This window comes from Nocardia anocheti, assembly GCF_029675105.1.
GTDB lineage: Bacteria > Actinomycetota > Actinomycetes > Mycobacteriales > Mycobacteriaceae > Nocardia.
Genome location: NZ_JAQQFV010000008.1, coordinates 339289 through 356607 on the forward strand (window position 1 = coordinate 339289; position 17319 = coordinate 356607).

Sequence of the window (17319 nt, forward strand, 5' to 3'; positions counted from 1 at the left end):
CTATCCCGAGAGGTGGAAGTTGCCGGAGGTGCCGTAGATGGCCAGCGAGATCAGCAGCGTCACCGTGACCACCGCGACCAGCGAGGCCCGCACCGCGTTGCCGACCGCGATACCGACGCCGACCGGTCCACCCGCGGCGGTGAAGCCGAAGTAGGTGTGGATCAGCATGACCGCCAGTGCCATGACGATGGCCTGCGCGAACGACCACAGGATGTCGCTCGGTATGAGGAACGTCGAGAAATAGTGGTCGTAGACGCCCGCGGACTGGCCGTAGATGACGACGGTGGCGAAGCGGCTGGCGATGAAGGAGGCGATCACCGCGAGCGCGTAGAGCGGCACGATCGCGATCAGCCCGGCCAGCACCCTGGTGCCGACCAGGAACGGCACCGGCCGGATGGCCATGGATTCCAGCGCGTCGATCTCCTCGGCCACCCGCATGGCGCCGAGTTGGGCGGTCGCGCCCGCGCCGATGGTGGCGGCCAGGCCGATTCCGGAGATGACCGGCGCCGCGATGCGGACATTGATGAAGGCGGCGAAGAAGCCGGTCAGCGCCTCGACACCGATATTGCCCAGCGAGCTGTAGCCCTGGACGGCGATGGTGCCACCGGCCATCAGGGTCAGGAAGCCGACGATGACGACGGTGCCGCCGATCACCGCCAAGGCGCCACTGCCCATGCTGATCTCGGCGATCAGGCGGATGGTCTCGGTGCGGTAGTGCACCAGGGCGCGGGGCACCGAGCCGAGCGCCTTGACGAAGAAGATCGCCTTCTCACCCAGGGAATCCACGGATTTCGAGGCGCGGTCGAAACGACGGACCGTGCGCGGGAACTTGCTGCGAACAATGAATGCCATTTCGCCTCACCGCACCGTGAATTTCAGGCCGATCGCGGTGACGACCACATTCACCACGAACAGCGCCATGAAGGCGAATACCACCGTTTGGTTCACCGCGTCGCCGACACTCTTGGGACCGCCCTTCACCTGCAGACCGAGATAGCAGGCGACCATTCCGGCGATCAAACCGAACAGGCCCGCCTTGATCTCGGAGATGATCAGTTCGGGCAGATTCGTCAGCAGCGGAATGCCGTTGACGAACGCGCCGGGATTCACGCCCTGCAGAAAGACCGAGAAGGCGAAACCGCCGACGATGCCGACCGTGCACACCAGGCTGTTGAGCATCAGCGCCACGAACATCGAGGCGAGCACGCGCGGTACGACGAGCCGGGCGACCGGGTCGATGCCGAGCACCTTCATCGCGTCGATCTCCTCGCGGATGGTGCGTGCGCCCAGGTCGGCGCAGATCGCGGTGGCGCCCGCACCGGCCACGATCAGCACCGTGACGATCGGGCCCACCTGGGTGACAGCACCGAACGCGGCCGCCGCGCCGCTGAGGTCGGCGGCGCCGATCTCGCGCAACAGGATGTTGAGCGTGAAAACGACCAGCACCGTGAACGGAATCGCGACCAGCAGGGTCGGCACGATGGAGACGCGGGCGACGAACCAGGACTGGTCGACGAATTCACGCCATTGGAAGGGGCGTCGGAAGGTGGCCCGAGCCACTTCCGCGCCGAGTTCGAAGAATCCGCCGACCGCCCGCAACGGGACAGCAAGGAGGTCGTTCATGCGGATTCCTCCTTGTTCGACGGGCGGGCCGAGAGGCCCGCGTACCCGTACTTCACCGCCACCCCGATCTGAAGACTGCCCAAAGACTAGAACACGTTCCCGCTAATGTCTGCCGTTTCAGGACACTTAGAGCAGGACTTTTTCTCGCATATCGGGACCAAAACTGAAACGAATGCTTATCGAACTCAACCGGCCTCCTGTGACTCGCCACACACCCCGACGCTCATGTCTACCAACAGCTGGACCGGCGTACAACTGCACGCGGGTCAATGTTTCGTCGCGGTGCGCGGCGAGCCAACTTCGGGCAAATCGCCGGTGCGGGGATCAGCCCAGATCGCGCAGGGCGCGGGCCGAGAAGGTGTGGTCGGCGGGGCGCTCTGCGAAGTAGCCACCCAGGGTGGCGGCCAGATCGGCCTCGGACCACTCGACGCCCTCGGCGTCGAAGCGCTGCTCGACGGTCGGAGCGGCCATCAGGGCCACCATCGGGCCGTAGACCACGAAGACCTGCCCGTTGACCGCGTCGGCCGCGGGCGAGGCGAGGTAGGCGACGAGCTTGGCCACGTGTTCCGGCGCCAGCGGGTCGACCGCGCCCTCGGGCGCGGACTCGAAGACCGCTTCGGTCATCGCCGTCCTGGCCCGGGGGCAGATGGCATTGGCGCGCACGCCGTAGCGCGCGAGACCGCGCGCCGCGGTGAGCGTGAGCGCGGTGATGCCCGCCTTGGCCGCGCCATAGTTGGCCTGCCCCTCCGGACCGAGCAGACCCGCCTCGGAGGAGGTGTTGACCAGCCGACCGTAGACCGGGGCGCCCGCCGCCTTGGAGGCCGCGCGCCAGTAGGCACCGGCATTGCGCGAGAGCAGGAAGTGGCCGCGTAGATGCACCGCGATCACCGCGTCCCAGTCCTCGTCGGACATGTTGAACAGCATGCGGTCGCGGGTGATGCCCGCGTTGTTCACCACGATGTCGATGCCGCCCAGGGATTCCTGCGCGGTCGCGATCAGCGCGTCGGCCGTGGACCGCTCGGCGATCGAGCCGCCGACGAACTCGGCCTTGCCGCCGAGCTCGCGGATCGTGGCGATGGTCTCGGCGGCGGCGTCCTCGGTGAGGTCGTTGACGACCACCGCCGCGCCCGCCGCGGCCAGCGCGAGGGCTTCGGCCCGGCCGAGACCGGCCCCGGCCCCGGTCACGATGGCGACCCGGCCCTCCAGTGAAGTCTGCTTGGCCTGCTCCGGGACCTGAAAGTCCGAGATTCCCTGCCTCACGGCAGAGGGTTCCTGTTTCATCGACAGCTGCCTTCCCGCATCAACTGCGGGACGGTCTCACACCATCTCCGCAGGCTAAGACCGCCAGCCCGGCGGCCTGTATGTTCTTGGCGGCGTTCACATCCCGATCGTGGGACACGCCGCACAGACAGGTCCATTCCCGAACCTGCAACGGCATCGAATCGTTGATCCGACCGCACGCCGAGCACGTCTTGCTCGACGGATAGAACCGGTCGACCGCCACTACGGTGCGCCCGTACCAGCCAGCCTTGTACTCCAGCATCGACCGGAACTCCGACCACGACGCGTCCGAGATCGCCCTCGCCAGGCTGTGGTTGCGGACCATGTTCCGCACGCTCAAGTCCTCGATGGCGATCACTTGGTTCTCGCGTACCAACCGAGTCGAGAGCTTGTGCAGATGATCGCGACGACGATCCGCGATCCGCGCATGAATGTGGGCGACCTTCGCTCGAGCCTTCGCCCGATTCGCCGAGCCCTTTTGCTTCTTCGCCAACACCCGCTGAGCCTTGGCGAGGCGGGCTCGATCCTTCTTCTCGAACCGAGGATTGGATACCTTCTCCCCTGTCGAGAATGCGTACAGCGACGTGATTCCCGCGTCCAGACCCAGCGTCGCATTCGACTTCGCGAGCTCGGGAATCGCCTCCTCCACGAGGATGGTGATGTGGTACCGGTTTGCCGAGTCCTTCGACACTGTCACCTGAGACGGCACCGCGCCCAAGGGCAGCGGACGCGACCAGCGAATATCCAACGATTCGGCCTGTTTGGCTAGCTTGATCCGGCCGCCCCGGAACGTGAAACAGTTCGAGAAATAGGTCGCCGAGTCTTTCGACCTGCCCTTCTTCTTGAACTTTGGGTACCCGGCCCGCTTGCGCCAGAAGTTGTCGTAGGCGCCTTGCAGATTCTGCAGCGCCACCTGCAGTGGCCCCTTCGATGGCTCGGTGAGCCACGCGGTGTCGGGGTCTTGCTTCCATCCAGTGAGCATCTTGCTCGTATCGGCGTAGTTGACGCGTCGTTGCTCCTGCGTCCACGCGCGAGAGCGTTCCGCGAGCGCTCGGTTGTAGACGTAGCGGACGCAGCCGAAGGTGCGAGCGAGCTGCTCCGCTTGCTCGCTCGTTGGATAGAAGCGGTACTTGTACGCCCGCTTCACCACCTTCGATGGCACGAGTGAGATAATAGCCCATTACTATTTCACCCACGTGATGCCGTCCCCGCCGTGAACAGCCGCGGCTGCTGACGACGATCTTCGATCACTCCCACCGGGCCGACTTTAGAACGTGTTTCACTATCCGACAAGAGGTGATCACGCCAGCCTCAGCGCAGCTTTGGGGCACTGCGCCACCGCCTCCTCCACGTCGGCGACGCGATCGTCGGCGACATCGCCCTCGAGCACGTGCAGGTTGTCGTCGTCATCGAGTTCAAACATGTCAGGGGCGATTCCGACGCAGACGCCGTTCGCTTCGCACCGGTCGAAATCGACGATGATCTTCATGAGAGCTTCCTTCCACGCGGTCTCGGCGACACTAACCCAGACAGTGGGCCCCGCGGAGCGGAACGGCCGCCGAATCACTGTCAATACTGGAACATGTTCCAGTTGGTATGCAATGATCGGTTTCGGCGGGGCTCATCCCCTGCGTCCCGCCACCCACTGTTTGGCCGCGAGAGACCGAGGTAGCAAGCATGCGCGTCGCGTATACGCCGCAGCAGGAAGAACTCCGCGCCGAGCTGCGCGAGTATTTCGGCACGCTGATGACGCCCGAACGCCGCAAGGCGCTGAGCTCACAGACCGGCGAATACGGCGAGGGCGATGTCTACCGCGAGGTCGTACGGCAGATGGGCCGCGACGGCTGGCTCACGCTGAGCTGGCCCGAGGAGTACGGCGGCCAGGACCGCACCACGATGGATCAGCTGATCTTCGTCGAGGAAGCCGCCATCGCCGGTGCCCCGGTCCCGTTCCTCACCCTGAACTCGGTCGCGCCGACGATCATGCAGTACGGCACCGAGGAGCAGAAGAAGTTCTTCCTGCCCAAGATCGCCTCGGGTGAGCTGCATTTCGCCATCGGCTACTCCGAGCCGGGCGCGGGCACCGACCTGGCCTCGCTGCGCACCTCGGCCGTGCGCGACGGCGACGACTTCGTGATCAACGGCCAGAAGATGTGGACCAGCCTCATCGCCTACGCCGACTACATCTGGCTGGCCGTGCGCACCGACCCCTCGGCCAAGAAGCACAAGGGCATCACGATGTTCATCGTGCCCACCGACACCGAGGGCTTCTCCTGGACCCCCGTGCACACCATGGCCGGGCCCGACACCTCCGCCACCTACTACCAGGACGTGCGGGTGCCCGCCTCGGCGATGGTCGGCCCGGAGAACGGCGGCTGGTCGCTGATCACCAACCAGCTCAACCACGAGCGCGTGGCGCTCACCTCGGCCGGACCGCTCTCGCTGGCGGTGAACCAGACCGTGGACTGGGCCAAGCAGACCACCCTGGCCGACGGCACGCGCGTCATCGACCAGGAATGGGTGCGGCTGAACCTGGCCCGCGTCTACGCCAAGGTCGAATACCTCAAGCTGCTGAACTGGGAGATCGCCAGCCGTGCCGACCAGGGCGGCGAGGCGGCCCCCAAGCCGTGGGACGCCTCGGCCTGCAAGATCTACGGCACCGAGCTGTCCACCGAGGCCTACCGCCTGCTCATGGAGGTCGTCGGCGCGCACGGCTATCTGCGTCAGGACTCCCCCGGCGCGGCGATGCTGGGCAGGCTCGAGCGGATGCACCGGGCCGCGCTGATCCTCACCTTCGGCGGCGGCACCAACGAGGTGCAACGCGACATCATCGCCATGACCGCCCTGCGCCAGCCCGCCGCCGCCCGCTGATCTCGAAAGCCGGTACCCCCTCATGGATTTCACCCCCACCGAAGCCCAGCTCGACCTCGCCCGGCTGACCGGCGAGATCTGCGCCAAGCTCGTCACCGCCGACCGCCTGCGCGAACTCGACACCGCGGGCCGCTTCGACGATCAACTGTGGAAGGCACTCGCCGACGCGGGCGTGCTGGCCGCCGCCCTGCCGGAAGACCTGGGCGGCAGCGATTTCGGCGCGCTGGAACAGACCGCGATCCTGCGCGAACTCGGCAAGTCCGTGGCCGCCGTGCCGGTGCTGTGGTCGGTCGTGGTGGCCGCCGACGCGCTGGCCCGCTTCGGTGACGAGGACCAGCGCGCGCTGGCCGCCCGCGCGGGCACCGGCGAGATCGTCCTCACCGCCGCGCTCGCCGAACCGCTGCGCGCCGCCACCGACGCGCCCGGCCTCGTCGCCACCGAGTCCGACGGCTGGACCGTCACCGGGACCGCGACCACCGTCGCCTTCGCCGACCGCGCCGAACGAATCCTGGTGCCCGCCACCGTGTCCGGCCGCCCGGCCGTCTTCGTGGTCGATCCCGCGCACGCCTCGGTGACCCGCACCGCCCAGCAGGTCGTCGACCTCGCGCCGGAATTCCTCGTCGAATTCTCCGAGACCCCCGCCGAACTCCTCGGCACCCTCGACACCGGCGCCGAGATCCTGACCCGACTGCGCGAGCAGGCCTGGCTCGGCCTGGCCGCCCTGCAACTCGGCACCCTCGAACGGGCACTCGAGCTGACCGCCGAACACACCCGCACCCGCGAACAGTTCGGCAAGCCGCTCGGCGCGTTCCAGGCTGTCGCCCAGCGTCTTTCCGACGCCTACATCGACATCAACGGCCTGCGTCTGGCCGTCACCCAGGCCGCCTGGCGCGTCACCGAGGGTCTCCCGGCCACCGAGTCCGTCCACATCGCCAAGTTCTGGGCCGCCGAAGCGGGCCACAAGGTCGCCCACACCGTCATCCACATCCACGGCGGCCTCGGCATCGACCGCGACCACATCGTCCACAACTACTTCACCGCCGCCAAACACCACGAATTCGCCCTCGGTGGCGCCACACCCCACCTCCTCGCCCTGGGCGCGGAACTGGCGCGCTGAGCCGGAGCGCGCCGCAGACGGAGCCGCTCTGTCACCGCGCGAAGCGGACGAGTTCCTTCGCGATCGACGGGACGTCGAGATTTCCCTGACAGACACCGAGGACGAACGCCTCCGCCGAGTCGACATCAAACGTCTCGTCGAGTGGGGCACCATTGAGGTGCAGGAACACCCACGTCGCATACCAGGCCAGTCGCTTGTTGCCGTCGATCAGACCGTGATTACGTGCGAGCGATTCCATCAGCGCGGCGGCCTTCTGCCACAGATCCGGGTAGGCGTCCTGGCCGAACACACTCGACTGCGGCCGCGCCAGCGCCGAATCGAGCAGACCGTAGTCACGAACATCCGGGGTACCGAGCCGCCCGGCCAGGCTCAGCAGCTCCGACAATGTCAGATACTGCATCAGGCAAGCCGTCTGTTCAGCTCTTCGCTGACCTTCAGGACGTGGTCGGCGGCCTCGTTGAACAGCCGGGCGCGCTCGTTGATCGCCGCGACGACCGCATCGTGCGCGAACTGCTGCATACTCCGCCCTTCAGCCTCGGCGCGCTGCCGGAGCGCGTCCAACTCGTCGTCGGTGAATCGAACATTCAGACCAGCCATGGACACGATGGTACCGCGCGGTACCACGCACAACCAGCGAATTTTCTATTCGAGGGTCGAGGTCAGGTATCGCTGGACGGTCGGGGCGATGTCGGCGATCAGGTCGTCGGGACGCATCTCGACGACCGGGGGTAGGCGCAGGATGTAGCGGCACAGGGCGATGCCGAGGAGTTGGGTGGCGATGAGGCCCGCTCGGCGGGGGGCGTCGGTGGGGTCGCCGACGCGCAGGACGGCGGGTAGGACCTGGTCGGCGAAGATGGCGCGGACGCGATCGGCGACGGCCTCGTCGGTGATGGCCGAGCGCAGCAGGATCAGCAGGACGATGTTGTCGCCGCCCTCCCAGATGGCGAGGAAGCGGCGGACCAGGCGTTCGCCCAGGGTGTCCGGTGGCGCGGTGGCGAGGTCGGGCAGGTCCAGGTCGATCTGGACGGCCGCGGCGAACAGGCCGTCCTTGCTGCCGAAATAGCGCATCACCATGGAGGGATCGATCTCGGCGTCGGCGGCGATGGCGCGGATGGTCGCCTTGGCGTAGCCGTCGGCGGCGAAGCGCGCGCGGGCCGCGTCGAGGATGACGGCCTTGGTGGCCTCAGAGCGGCGGACCGGGGATTTCGACGCGGCGGACTTCATGCCAACAAGTGTAGGCCAACAACCGTTGACTTACGCCGTCCCGCACGGTTACCGTTATGCCTACAAGCGTTGGCAAACAAGCGTTGACCAGGAGTCGCAGATGTCCGCCACCCAGCTGCCCGCCCACACCTCCGTTGTCGTCGTCGGGGCCGGTCCCGCCGGACTCACCGCCGCGATCGTGCTCGCGGAGGCGGGGGTCGACCACGTCCTGATCGATCGGCTGGGTGAAGGCGCGAACACCTCGCGTGCCGCCGTGGTGCACGCCCGGACGCTCGAGGTTCTCGCGGAGCTGGGACTCGCGGACGAACTCGTCGCGCGGGGTATCGAGGTGCCCACCTTCAAGGTGCACGACGGTCCGAAGACCTTGGCCACCATCGGTTTCGGGAACATCGCGTCGGAGTTCCCGTACACGTTGATGATTCCGCAGGACGTCACCGAAGAGGTTCTGCTCGACCGGCTCCACCGCGCGGGCGGCACGGTCCACCGCCCGGTCACCGTCACCGGACTCACCGAGGAAAACGACCGCGCCACTGTCGAATACACCGCGAGTGGGCACACCGGCACGGTCAGCGCCGACTACGTGATCGGCGCCGACGGTATGCACAGCGTGGTCCGGGAGCAGGCGGGCATCGGCTTCACCGGCGACACCTACCCCGCCTCGTTCGTGCTGGCCGATGTGCGCATGAGCTGGCCGACCCCGCGCACCGAAGTCTCCCTGCATCTTTCGCCCGAAGGCGTCACGGTGGTCGCCCCGCTGCCCGACCCGGCGGGGGAACGCTACCGCGTCGTGGCCACGGTGGACGACGCGCCGGAACACCCGCCGCTCGCCCAGATCCAGACCTTGCTCGACGCGCGCGGTCCCGGCGGGGAGATCCGCGTCGACGAGGTGCTGTGGAGCTCGCGCTTCCGCGTGCACCACCGCGTCGCCGAGCGTTACCGCGCGGGCCGCGTCCTGCTCGCCGGAGACGCCGCGCACGTGCACAGCCCGGCGGGCGGCCAGGGCATGAACACCGGCATCCAGGACGCCGCGATGCTCGCCGGTCTGCTCACGAAAGTGGTCGCGGGAGAACCGGATTCGCTGCTCGACACCTACGAGACCGTCCGCAGGCCGATCGCCCTGGACGTGGTCGCCTTCACCGACCGCATGACCCGTATGGCCACCCTCCGCTCGGCCCCGGCCCGCACCGCCCGCAACACCGCCCTGCGTCTGCTCACCCGCATCCCCGCCGTCCGCACCACCCTCGCCACCCGCCTCGCCGAACTCCCCACCCGCTAGCCGGGCCACCAGAGGGTGTCCACCTCAGGAACGCGACTCGGCCCGCCCGGGAGTGCCGGGCGGGCCGAGGGGTGGGGAACTACGCGGAGCCCGCTTCGGCGTGCTCGTCGGCGGGGCGCTCGTCGGTCTGTGCCTTGGCCCAGCGGTAGTCGGGCTTGCCCGCGGGCGAGCGCTTGATCTCGTCGACGAACCACAGGCTGCGGGGCTGCTTGTAGGAGGCGATCTCCTGGGTGAGCACCGGCTTGAGGTCGGCCAGGGTGGGGCGCTTGCCGTCGCGACACTGCACCACCGCGACCACACGCTGACCCCAGCGCGCGTCCTCGACACCGATGACGAGCGCGTCGAAGACGTCCGGATGCGCCTTGAGCGCGCCCTCGACCTCCTCGGGGTAGATCTTCTCGCCGCCGCTGTTGATGCTCACCGAACCACGGCCGAGCATGGTGACGGTGCCGTCCTCCTCGACGCGCGCGTAGTCGCCGGGGATCGCATAGCGGACCCCGTGGAACTCCTTGAACGTCGCGGCCGACTTCACCTCGTCCTTGTAGTAGCCCAGCGGGATGTGGCCGCTGCGGGCGAGCAGACCGATCACGCCCGAACCGGGCTCGACCGGGTTGCCCTGCTCGTCGAGCACCTGGGTGGCCGCGTCGATCTTCACGCGGGGCCCGCCGGTGTGGGTGGCGCCCTTGGCGACCAGCGACAGACCACCGAAACCGGTCTCCGAGGAACCGATGGAATCGGAGATCATCCGGTTCGGCAGCAGTTCCAGGAACTTGTCCTTGAGCGGCGGCGAGAACAGCGCGGCGCTGCTGGCCAGCACATAGAGCGTCGACAGATCGTAGGGCTCACCGGTTTCCGGGTTGCCCTGCTCGAGTGCGTCGAGCATCGGCTGGGCCATGGCGTCGCCGGTGATGAAGATCAGGTTGATGCCGTGCTTGTCGACGGCCTGCCAGACCCCGTGCCCGCTGAACTCGGGAATCATCACGGCCTTGCCGCCACCGAAGAGGCTGTGGAAGGTGGCCCACTGCGAACCGCCGTGGATCATCGGCGGGATCGGGAAGCGCACCATCTGCGGGTTGGCCGCGCCGACCTTGGCCAGCTCCCACTCGTCCTTGACGTACTCGCCGGTGACGAAGTTGATGCCAGCGCCGAGCACCCGCCACACGTCCTCGTGCCGCCACATCACGCCCTTGGGCAGGCCGGTGGTGCCGCCGGTGTAGAGCATGTAGATGTCGTCGGGTGAGCGTTCGCCGAAATCGCGCTCACCGGAGGAGGCCGCCAGCGCGGCTTCGTATTCGACGGTGTTCGGCGGGGTCGGGCCGTCGGTGCCGTCATCGACCACGACCAGCGTCTTCAAGCCGGGCACCTTGGCCCGCACGGCTTCGACCCGGTCGGCGTAGCGGCGCTCGTAGATCAGCGCGGCCATGTCCGAGTTCTCGAAGATGTGCAGTAACTCGTTCTCGACGTAGCGGTAGTTGACGTTGATCATCACCGCCCGCGCCTTGAAGATGGCGACCATCGCTTCGACGGCCTCGACGGTGTTACGGGAGTAGATACCGACTTTGTCGCCGGGACGCACGCCCTGTTCTTGCAGGTAGTGGGCCAGCTTGTTGGCCCGCTCCTCCAGTTCGGCATAGGTCGACTCACGATGTTCGCCGACCAGCACGATCCGGTCGGGCATCAGGTCGACGGCGTGTTCGACGAGATCGGCTATGTTGTAGCTCACAGTGTCAAAAATAGAACGTGTTACTGTTTCTGACAAGGTTTCGGCGAGACTCGCTCGCGAGTCTCGGACGTCAGGAGAATTCGGATGGCCCACTGCCTGGTCGAGAAGCGCGACCATGTCCTCATCGTGACCATGAACCGCCCGGAGGCGCGCAACGCCCTCTCCGGCGAGATGATGGCGATCATGCGCGACGCCTGGGACCAGGTCGACAGCGATCCCGAGATCCGCGTCGCCATCCTGACCGGCGCCGGTGGCGCGTTCTGCGCGGGCGCCGACCTCAAGGCGATGACCGCCCAGCACCCCGGCGACTCCTTCAAGGGCGGCGGCTGGGACCTCTCGCGCATCGACGCGCTGCTCAAGGGCCGCAGGCTCACCAAGCCACTGATCGCCGCCGTCGAGGGCCCCGCCATCGCGGGCGGCACCGAGATCCTGCAGGCCACCGACATCCGGGTGGCGGGCGAGAGCGCGAAATTCGGTGTCTCCGAACCGCGCTGGGGCCTGTTCCCGCTGGGCGGCTCCGCGGTCCGGCTCCCCCGCCAGATCCCCGCCACCGTCGCCGCCGACCTGCTGCTGACCGGCCGCCACATCAAGGCCGCCGAGGCCAAGGAAATCGGCCTGATCGGCCACGTCGTCCCCGACGGCACCGCCCTGGACAAGGCCCTCGAACTCGCCGAGATGATCTCCGCCAACGGCCCGCTGGCCGTCCAGGCGATCCTCAAGACCATCCGCGACACCGAGGGCATGCACGAGAACGACGCCTTCAAGGTCGACGCCGAACTCGGCGCCGCCGTCTTCAAGTCGGCCGACGCGAAAGAGGGCCCCAAAGCCTTCGCCGAAAAGCGCAAGCCCACTTTCACCGGCGAGTGAAACGCCGCGAGAGCGCCGGGCTGTTCGCCCTGCGCCCTCGCCGATCGGGGTCGATCAGCCCGGGTAGTTCATGAAGAACGGCTCCCACTGGTGGCCGTCGGGGTCGAGGAAGGTGCGGCCGTGCATGCCGACCTCGGCTTCCTGGGCGCGCTTGTCCTCGTTGGTCTGTTCGGTGGCGCCCGCGGCGACGGCGGCGTCGGTGAGGGTGTCGACTTCCTCGGCGCTGGCCAGGGACAGGGCGTACCCGGCGGCGGCGGTGTTGACGGTGTCGGCGATGGGGCGCGTGCTGAAGGTCGAGAAGAAGGGCTTGGTCAGCAGCATGAGGCAGATGTTGTCGTCGATGACGATGCACGACGCGTTCTGGTCGGTGAAATCCTCGTTGACCTTCCAGCCGAGGGCCTCGTAGAAGCTCTTGGAGCGGTCGAGGTCGGCGACGGGGAGGTTGATGAAGATCATCTTGCTGCTCATGGGTATCGGCCTTTCGGGGCGTCGTTGCGGTCTCGAACATGTAGACGCGGCGCCCGTGGCGGAATCATCGGTCGGCGGCGAAATCGGTGGAATTCGCCGGGCCGCGCTTTCGCCCCTGTTCGCTGTCGTACCCCTGTGGCATCGTGAGGAACTATGAGCGACGCCACAACCACCACCACCGGCCCCGACCCCGCTGTCCTGGCCGAATTCGAATCCCACCGGCGCGAGTTGTGCGCGTACGCCTACCGCATGCTCGGCTCCTCGTTCGAGGCCGAGGACGCGGTGCAGGAGACATTCACCCGCGCCTGGCGCTCCTACGACTCCTTCGAGGGCCGCGCGAGTCTGCGCTCGTGGCTCTACAAGATCGCCACCAATATCTGTCTGGACATGCTCGACCGGCCACAGAGCCGCGCCAGACCGATGGATCTCAACGGGCCGGGGCGCCCCGATTCCCCCCTGCCCGCCCCGCAGCCCGACTACGTGTGGATCGAGCCCATCCCCAACGCTCTGGCCTTCGGCGCCGATCCGGCCGAGCACGCCTCCACCAAGGACACGCTGCGCCTGGCGTTCGTGGCGGCCTGCCAGCACCTGCCCGCCACCCAGCGCGCGATCCTGATCATGCGCGAGGTGCTGCGCTTCTCGGCGAGCGAGACCGCCGAGGCGCTGATGATGTCGCCCGCGTCGGTGAACAGCGCGCTGCAACGCGCGCGGGCGACCATGTCGAAGGTGCAGCCCACGGTCGGTGACGGGTTCGACGAGTCCGATCCCGGTCAGCGCAAGCTCATCGACGATTTCGTGCAGGCGTTCGAGGCCTACGACATGGACGCGCTCACCACCCTGCTCAAAGCCGATGTGGCGCTGTCGATGCCGCCGTTCGAGCTGTGGATCTCCGGGCCGGAGAACGTGGCCGCGTTCATGCTCGGCACCGGCAGTGCCTGCCGCGATTCCCGGATGGTGCCGCTGGCCGGTGCCAACGGGCTGCCCGCCTTCGGCCACTACAAGCCCAGCGAGGAGCCGGGTGTGTGGGTGCCGTGGTCGATCACCGTGCTCGAACTCGACGGCGACACCATCGCCGGGCTGAACTTCTTCCTCGACACCGAGCGGCTGTTCCCGCTGTTCGGCCTCGCACCGGAGTGGCGCGAGGCCGTCTAGCGGCGGTTCAGAGCAGGCGGCGCTTGTAGAGCTTGCCGTTGGGGTCGCGCGGCAGCTCCGCCCGGTATTCCACCGTGCGGGGCAGCTTGTACTTGGCGAGTTGGCCCGCGGCGAACTCGATGAGTTCGGTGGTGAGCGCGTCGTCGCCGTCGGTGCCCTCCACCGGCTGGACGAACGCCTTCACCTGCTGACCCCAATCCGGGTCGGGCACACCGAGAACCGCCACGTCGGCCACCTTCGGGTGACTCATCAGCACGCCCTCGATCTCGGCCGGATAGATGTTGACGCCACCGGACAGGATCAGGTCCGAGCGCCGGTCGCACAGGTAGAGGTAGCCGTCCTCGTCGAGGTAGCCGATGTCGCCGACGGTGAACAGGTCACCGACGCGCGCCTCCTCGGTCTTCTCCTTGGCGTGGTGGTACTCGAAGCTGGAGGCGCCCATCTTCATGTAGACCAGGCCCTCCTTGCCCGCGGGCAGCTCGGAGCCGTCGGTCTCGTCGAGGATCTTGATCACCGACCACGGCCACGCCTTGCCCACCGAACCGGGCTTGCGCAGCCAGTCGGCGCCGTTGATGACGGTGCCGCCGCCCTCGGTGGCGGCGTAGTACTCGGTGACGACCGGCCCCCACCACTCGAGCATCTGCCGCTTGGTCTGCTGCGGGCACGGCGCGGCGCCGTGCACCATGCTGCGCAGCGAGGACACGTCGTAGCGGGCGCGCACGTCCTCGGGCAGGGCGAGCAGGCGGTGGAACTGGGTGGGCACCATGTGGCTGTGGGTCACCTTGTGGCGCTCGATCAGGGCGAGCATGTCCTCGGCGGTCCAGCGGTCCATCAGCACCAGCTTGTGGCCGAGCTGGATGGAGATGGTCGAGAAGTTGAGTACGGCGGTGTGGTAGAGCGGCGAGCCGCAGATGTGCACGTGATCGTCGTAGGGCGCCAGCTCGAACAGGCTGAAGAACGACTTGTTCGGCGCCGGAACCACATCCGGGTCGGCCCCGGTGAGTGGACGACGCACGCCCTTGGGTCGTCCGGTGGTACCCGAGGTGTAGAGCATCGGGGCGCCCACCGAGCGCTCGTCGGGGCGGCCGGTGTCGGCGGCGCCGAGCCAGGAGACCGGCCGGAAACCGGGGACGGTGCCGACGGCGAAGCGCGCGTCGGCGGGCAGCTCGGCCAGGTCGGCGGCCTCGGCGGCGGTCGCGGCGAAGCGTTCGCTGGCCAGGAACGCCGAGGCCTCGCTGTCACCGAGGATGTAGGCGATCTCCGGCGCGGTCAGATGCCAGTTCACCGCGACGATGTAGAGCCCGGCCTGGTAGGCGGCGAAGTACGCGGCGATGGCCTCGACGCCGTTGTGCAGCATGCTGACGACGACGTCCCCGGTCCGCAAGCCGATCCCGCGTAGCCCGTTGGCGTAGCGGTTGGCCAGGGTGGCCAATTCTCGATAGCTGATCTCGGTGCCGTCCGGGTCGACGACGGCGATCCGCTCGGGATCGGCCGCGGCGATATTCCACAGTCCGAGGACTTCCGTTGTCTGCTGGCTGCTCATCTCATCGAATTTAGAACGTGTTCTACCGTTCTACAAGGGGTGCGACGCGGCGCAGTTGGTCGGCGTCGGAAACCGAGATCAGCATCATCGTCACCCCGGCGTCCTCCCATTCCTTCAGCCGGGCCCGCACGTGGGCCTCGTCGCCGAAGATCGCGGTGTCGGTGATCAGCTCGTCGGGCACCGCGGCGGCGGCCTCGGCCTTGCGGCCCGCCTGGAACAGCGCCGAGATCTCGTCGACCTCGGCGGCGTAGCCCATCCGCTTGTAGACCTGCGCGTGGAAGTTCAGCTCGGGAGCACCCATGCCGCCGATGTAGAGCGAGGTGACCCAGCGCATCCGCTCGATCTCGCCCGCCGGGTCATCGGTGACGACCACCTGCGCGCTCGCGGCGATCTCGAAATCGGCCCGGCCGCGCCGCGCGCCCGGCCGCGCGAAGCCCTCGTCGAGCCACTCGTTGTACATCCCGGCCAGGCGCGGGGCGTAGTAGATCGCGAGCCAGCCGTCGGCGATCTCGGCGGTCTGCGCGACGTTCTTCGGTCCCTCCGCACCCAGCCAGATCGGCAGATCCGCACGCAGCGGGTGCACGATCGGCTTGAGCGGTTTGCCCAGGCCGGTGGCGCCGGGGCCGGTGTAGGGCAGCCCGTAGTGCTTGCCGTCGGAGGTCACCGGGGCCTCGCGGGCGAGGATCTTGCGCACGATGTCGACGTACTCCCTGGTGCGCCGCAGCGGCTGCGCGAAGGGCTGGCCGTACCAGCCCTCCACCACCTGCGGGCCCGAGACACCGAGGCCGAGGATGGCCCGGCCGCCGCTGAGATGGTCCAGTGTCAGCGCGTGCATGGCGGTCGCCGCCGGGGTGCGCGCCGACATCTGCGCCACCGAGGTGCCCAGTCGCACCCGATCGGTGCGCGAGCCCCACCAGGCCAGCGGCGCGAACGCGTCCGAGCCCCACGACTCGGCCGCGAACACCGCGTCGAAGCCCGTTTCCTCGGCGGCGACCACCAGCTCGCCGACGTTGGCGGGCGGCTGCGCACCCCAGTAACCGAGTTGCAGTCCGAATTTCATGACGGCGCCCTTTCGGCGAATCCTTGCGAGCAGAATAAGAACCTGTTCTACTCGACATTGTGACCCAGGGGAATACCGCAGTGGAAGTACTGGATGCACCCCTGAGGGTGCGATTCGACTACACCAGGTCCGTCGGACCCATCATCGGCGCGTTTCTGACCGGACTGCGCGAACGCCGCATACTCGGCGTCCGCGGCAGTGACGGCCGCGTGCTGGTGCCGCCCGCCGAATACGACCCGGTGACCTCGGCCCCGCTGGCCGAGCTGGTCGACGTGGCGGCGATCGGCACCGTCACCTCGTGGACGTGGGTGGCCGAGCCCTTGCCGGGCCAGCCGTTCGACCGGCCCTTCGCGTGGGCGCTGATCCAGCTCGACGGTGCCGACACCGCCCTGCTGCACGCGCTCGACGTGACCGATCCGAGCCAGGTGCGCACCGGCCTGCGGGTCCGCGCCCACTGGGCCGACGAACCCACCGGCACCATCCACGACATCGCCTACTTCGAACCCGACACCACCACGGATTCCGGCCGCCTCGCGTCCGAGGAGCGAGACGTAACGCCGCAGGCGGAGTATCGCTCCTCGGACGCGAGGCCCAAGGGGCCGGAATCCACGCGGCACCAGCCGCCGACAGACACAGTCACCATGCTGACCACCCCGGTGGATCTGAACTACAAGCACACCGCCTCCCCGCAGGAGACCATCTACCTGCGCGGACTCGCCGAGGGCAAGCTCATCGGCGGCCGGTCCGAGGCGGGCGGACGGGTCTACTTCCCGCCGCGCGGGGCCAACCCGACCGACGGCACGCCCACCAACGATCTGGTCGAACTGCCGGACAAGGGCACCGTCACCACCTTCTGCATCGTGAACGTGCCGTTCCTCGGACAGCGGATCAAGCCGCCGTACGTGGCGGCCTATGTGCTGCTCGACGGCGCCGACATCCCGTTCCTGCACCTGGTCCTCGGGTGCGACGCGAGCGAGGTGCGCATGGGCATGCGGGTGGAGGCGGTGTGGAAGCCGCGTGAGGAATGGGGCCACGCGCTGGCCAATATCGACCACTTCCGACCCAGCGGCGAGCCCGACGCGCCGTACGAGTCCTACCAGCACCACCTCTGAGA

At 67.9% G+C, this 17319-nt stretch carries 18 protein-coding genes; 6 read left to right on the plus strand and 12 right to left on the minus strand.

The window, feature by feature from the left end; genetic code table 11:
* From QC180_RS22685 to QC180_RS22705, 5 genes are all read right to left on the minus strand, one after another.
* Window positions 1–852: an MlaE family ABC transporter permease gene (locus tag QC180_RS22685; protein WP_278264805.1), complete on the minus strand. Its 852-nt coding sequence runs from the start codon at window positions 850–852 to the stop codon at window positions 1–3.
* A gap of 6 nt (window positions 853–858) precedes the next feature.
* On the minus strand, window positions 859–1623 hold the full coding sequence (locus tag QC180_RS22690; RefSeq protein WP_278264806.1) for an MlaE family ABC transporter permease: 765 nt from the start codon (window positions 1621–1623) through the stop codon (window positions 859–861).
* A gap of 324 nt (window positions 1624–1947) precedes the next feature.
* Window positions 1948–2883, minus strand: coding sequence for a 3-oxoacyl-ACP reductase (locus tag QC180_RS22695; protein ID WP_278264807.1), 936 nt, complete (start codon window positions 2881–2883; stop codon window positions 1948–1950).
* Window positions 2884–2923: 40 nt separating this feature from the next.
* The gene (locus QC180_RS22700) at window positions 2924–4051 is read right to left on the minus strand and encodes an RNA-guided endonuclease InsQ/TnpB family protein (RefSeq protein WP_474646518.1); all 1128 of its coding nucleotides are present in this window, start codon (window positions 4049–4051) and stop codon (window positions 2924–2926) included.
* Between the two features lie 153 nt (window positions 4052–4204).
* Complete coding sequence (locus QC180_RS22705) at window positions 4205–4393, minus strand: ferredoxin (RefSeq protein ID WP_019044780.1); 189 nt, start codon at window positions 4391–4393, stop codon at window positions 4205–4207.
* A gap of 188 nt (window positions 4394–4581) precedes the next feature.
* Between QC180_RS22705 and QC180_RS22710 the strand changes: the two genes are divergently transcribed.
* The gene (locus QC180_RS22710; protein WP_278264809.1) at window positions 4582–5775 is read left to right on the plus strand and encodes an acyl-CoA dehydrogenase family protein; all 1194 of its coding nucleotides are present in this window, start codon (window positions 4582–4584) and stop codon (window positions 5773–5775) included.
* Between the two features lie 22 nt (window positions 5776–5797).
* Window positions 5798–6892 carry an acyl-CoA dehydrogenase family protein gene (locus QC180_RS22715; protein ID WP_278264810.1) on the plus strand — a complete coding sequence of 365 codons (1095 nt, stop codon included), beginning with the start codon at window positions 5798–5800 and terminating at the stop codon, window positions 6890–6892.
* A 31-nt stretch (window positions 6893–6923) separates the two neighbouring features.
* Here the strand turns inward: QC180_RS22715 and QC180_RS22720 are convergent, their stop codons facing one another.
* The 3 genes from QC180_RS22720 to QC180_RS22730 are packed head-to-tail and all read right to left on the minus strand — an operon-like array spanning window position 6924 to window position 8116.
* A complete protein-coding gene (locus QC180_RS22720; RefSeq protein WP_474646514.1) occupies window positions 6924–7292 on the minus strand; it encodes a type II toxin-antitoxin system death-on-curing family toxin in 369 nt (122 codons plus the stop codon).
* On the minus strand, window positions 7292–7489 hold the full coding sequence (locus QC180_RS22725; protein WP_278264811.1) for an antitoxin Phd: 198 nt from the start codon (window positions 7487–7489) through the stop codon (window positions 7292–7294). Before QC180_RS22725 ends, QC180_RS22720 begins: the two co-directional genes overlap by 1 nt.
* A 45-nt stretch (window positions 7490–7534) precedes the next feature.
* Window positions 7535–8116 carry a TetR/AcrR family transcriptional regulator gene (locus tag QC180_RS22730; RefSeq protein WP_278264812.1) on the minus strand — a complete coding sequence of 194 codons (582 nt, stop codon included), beginning with the start codon at window positions 8114–8116 and terminating at the stop codon, window positions 7535–7537.
* Between the two features lie 100 nt (window positions 8117–8216).
* On the opposite strand from QC180_RS22730, the gene QC180_RS22735 reads away from it, so the two are divergent.
* Complete coding sequence (locus QC180_RS22735; RefSeq protein WP_278264813.1) at window positions 8217–9392, plus strand: FAD-dependent oxidoreductase; 1176 nt, start codon at window positions 8217–8219, stop codon at window positions 9390–9392.
* A gap of 79 nt (window positions 9393–9471) precedes the next feature.
* Here the strand turns inward: QC180_RS22735 and QC180_RS22740 are convergent, their stop codons facing one another.
* The gene (locus tag QC180_RS22740; protein WP_278264814.1) at window positions 9472–11115 is read right to left on the minus strand and encodes an acyl-CoA synthetase; all 1644 of its coding nucleotides are present in this window, start codon (window positions 11113–11115) and stop codon (window positions 9472–9474) included.
* Window positions 11116–11199: 84 nt separating this feature from the next.
* Between QC180_RS22740 and QC180_RS22745 the strand changes: the two genes are divergently transcribed.
* The gene (locus tag QC180_RS22745) at window positions 11200–11982 is read left to right on the plus strand and encodes a crotonase/enoyl-CoA hydratase family protein (protein WP_278264815.1); all 783 of its coding nucleotides are present in this window, start codon (window positions 11200–11202) and stop codon (window positions 11980–11982) included.
* Between the two features lie 54 nt (window positions 11983–12036).
* Here QC180_RS22745 and QC180_RS22750 read toward each other — a convergent pair whose 3' ends face one another.
* Entirely contained in the window at window positions 12037–12450 is a 414-nt protein-coding gene (locus QC180_RS22750) for a VOC family protein (RefSeq protein WP_278264816.1), read from the minus strand.
* A gap of 153 nt (window positions 12451–12603) precedes the next feature.
* Here QC180_RS22750 and QC180_RS22755 point away from each other — a divergent pair, with 153 nt between their 5' ends.
* Window positions 12604–13602: a sigma-70 family RNA polymerase sigma factor gene (locus tag QC180_RS22755; RefSeq protein ID WP_278264817.1), complete on the plus strand. Its 999-nt coding sequence runs from the start codon at window positions 12604–12606 to the stop codon at window positions 13600–13602.
* A gap of 7 nt (window positions 13603–13609) precedes the next feature.
* On the opposite strand, the gene QC180_RS22760 is transcribed toward QC180_RS22755, so the two are convergent.
* Complete coding sequence (locus QC180_RS22760) at window positions 13610–15145, minus strand: acyl-CoA synthetase (RefSeq protein ID WP_278264818.1); 1536 nt, start codon at window positions 15143–15145, stop codon at window positions 13610–13612.
* A gap of 22 nt (window positions 15146–15167) precedes the next feature.
* Window positions 15168–16205 (minus strand): LLM class F420-dependent oxidoreductase, encoded by a 1038-nt coding sequence (locus tag QC180_RS22765; RefSeq protein ID WP_278264819.1) that lies wholly within the window; start codon window positions 16203–16205, stop codon window positions 15168–15170.
* A gap of 59 nt (window positions 16206–16264) precedes the next feature.
* Between QC180_RS22765 and QC180_RS22770 the strand changes: the two genes are divergently transcribed.
* Window positions 16265–17317 (plus strand): Zn-ribbon domain-containing OB-fold protein, encoded by a 1053-nt coding sequence (locus QC180_RS22770; protein WP_278264820.1) that lies wholly within the window; start codon window positions 16265–16267, stop codon window positions 17315–17317.
* Window positions 17318–17319 lie beyond the last annotated feature (2 nt).

Bases quoted from the DNA above. Each gene is read 5' to 3' on its own strand.
- QC180_RS22690 (WP_278264806.1), bottom strand. From the start codon at position 1,623: ATGAACGACCTCCTTGCTGTCCCGTTGCGGGCGGTCGGCGGATTCTTC.
- QC180_RS22760 (WP_278264818.1), bottom strand. From the start codon at position 15,145: ATGAGCAGCCAGCAGACAACGGAAGTCCTCGGACTGTGGAATATCGCC.
- QC180_RS22685 (WP_278264805.1), bottom strand. From the start codon at position 852: ATGGCATTCATTGTTCGCAGCAAGTTCCCGCGCACGGTCCGTCGTTTC.
- QC180_RS22725 (WP_278264811.1), bottom strand. From the start codon at position 7,489: ATGGCTGGTCTGAATGTTCGATTCACCGACGACGAGTTGGACGCGCTC.
- QC180_RS22755 (WP_278264817.1), top strand. From the start codon at position 12,604: ATGAGCGACGCCACAACCACCACCACCGGCCCCGACCCCGCTGTCCTG.
- QC180_RS22750 (WP_278264816.1), bottom strand. From the start codon at position 12,450: ATGAGCAGCAAGATGATCTTCATCAACCTCCCCGTCGCCGACCTCGAC.
- QC180_RS22715 (WP_278264810.1), top strand. From the start codon at position 5,798: ATGGATTTCACCCCCACCGAAGCCCAGCTCGACCTCGCCCGGCTGACC.
- QC180_RS22765 (WP_278264819.1), bottom strand. From the start codon at position 16,205: ATGAAATTCGGACTGCAACTCGGTTACTGGGGTGCGCAGCCGCCCGCC.
- QC180_RS22735 (WP_278264813.1), top strand. From the start codon at position 8,217: ATGTCCGCCACCCAGCTGCCCGCCCACACCTCCGTTGTCGTCGTCGGG.
- QC180_RS22710 (WP_278264809.1), top strand. From the start codon at position 4,582: ATGCGCGTCGCGTATACGCCGCAGCAGGAAGAACTCCGCGCCGAGCTG.
- QC180_RS22730 (WP_278264812.1), bottom strand. From the start codon at position 8,116: ATGAAGTCCGCCGCGTCGAAATCCCCGGTCCGCCGCTCTGAGGCCACC.
- QC180_RS22720 (WP_474646514.1), bottom strand. From the start codon at position 7,292: ATGCAGTATCTGACATTGTCGGAGCTGCTGAGCCTGGCCGGGCGGCTC.
- QC180_RS22705 (WP_019044780.1), bottom strand. From the start codon at position 4,393: ATGAAGATCATCGTCGATTTCGACCGGTGCGAAGCGAACGGCGTCTGC.
- QC180_RS22745 (WP_278264815.1), top strand. From the start codon at position 11,200: ATGGCCCACTGCCTGGTCGAGAAGCGCGACCATGTCCTCATCGTGACC.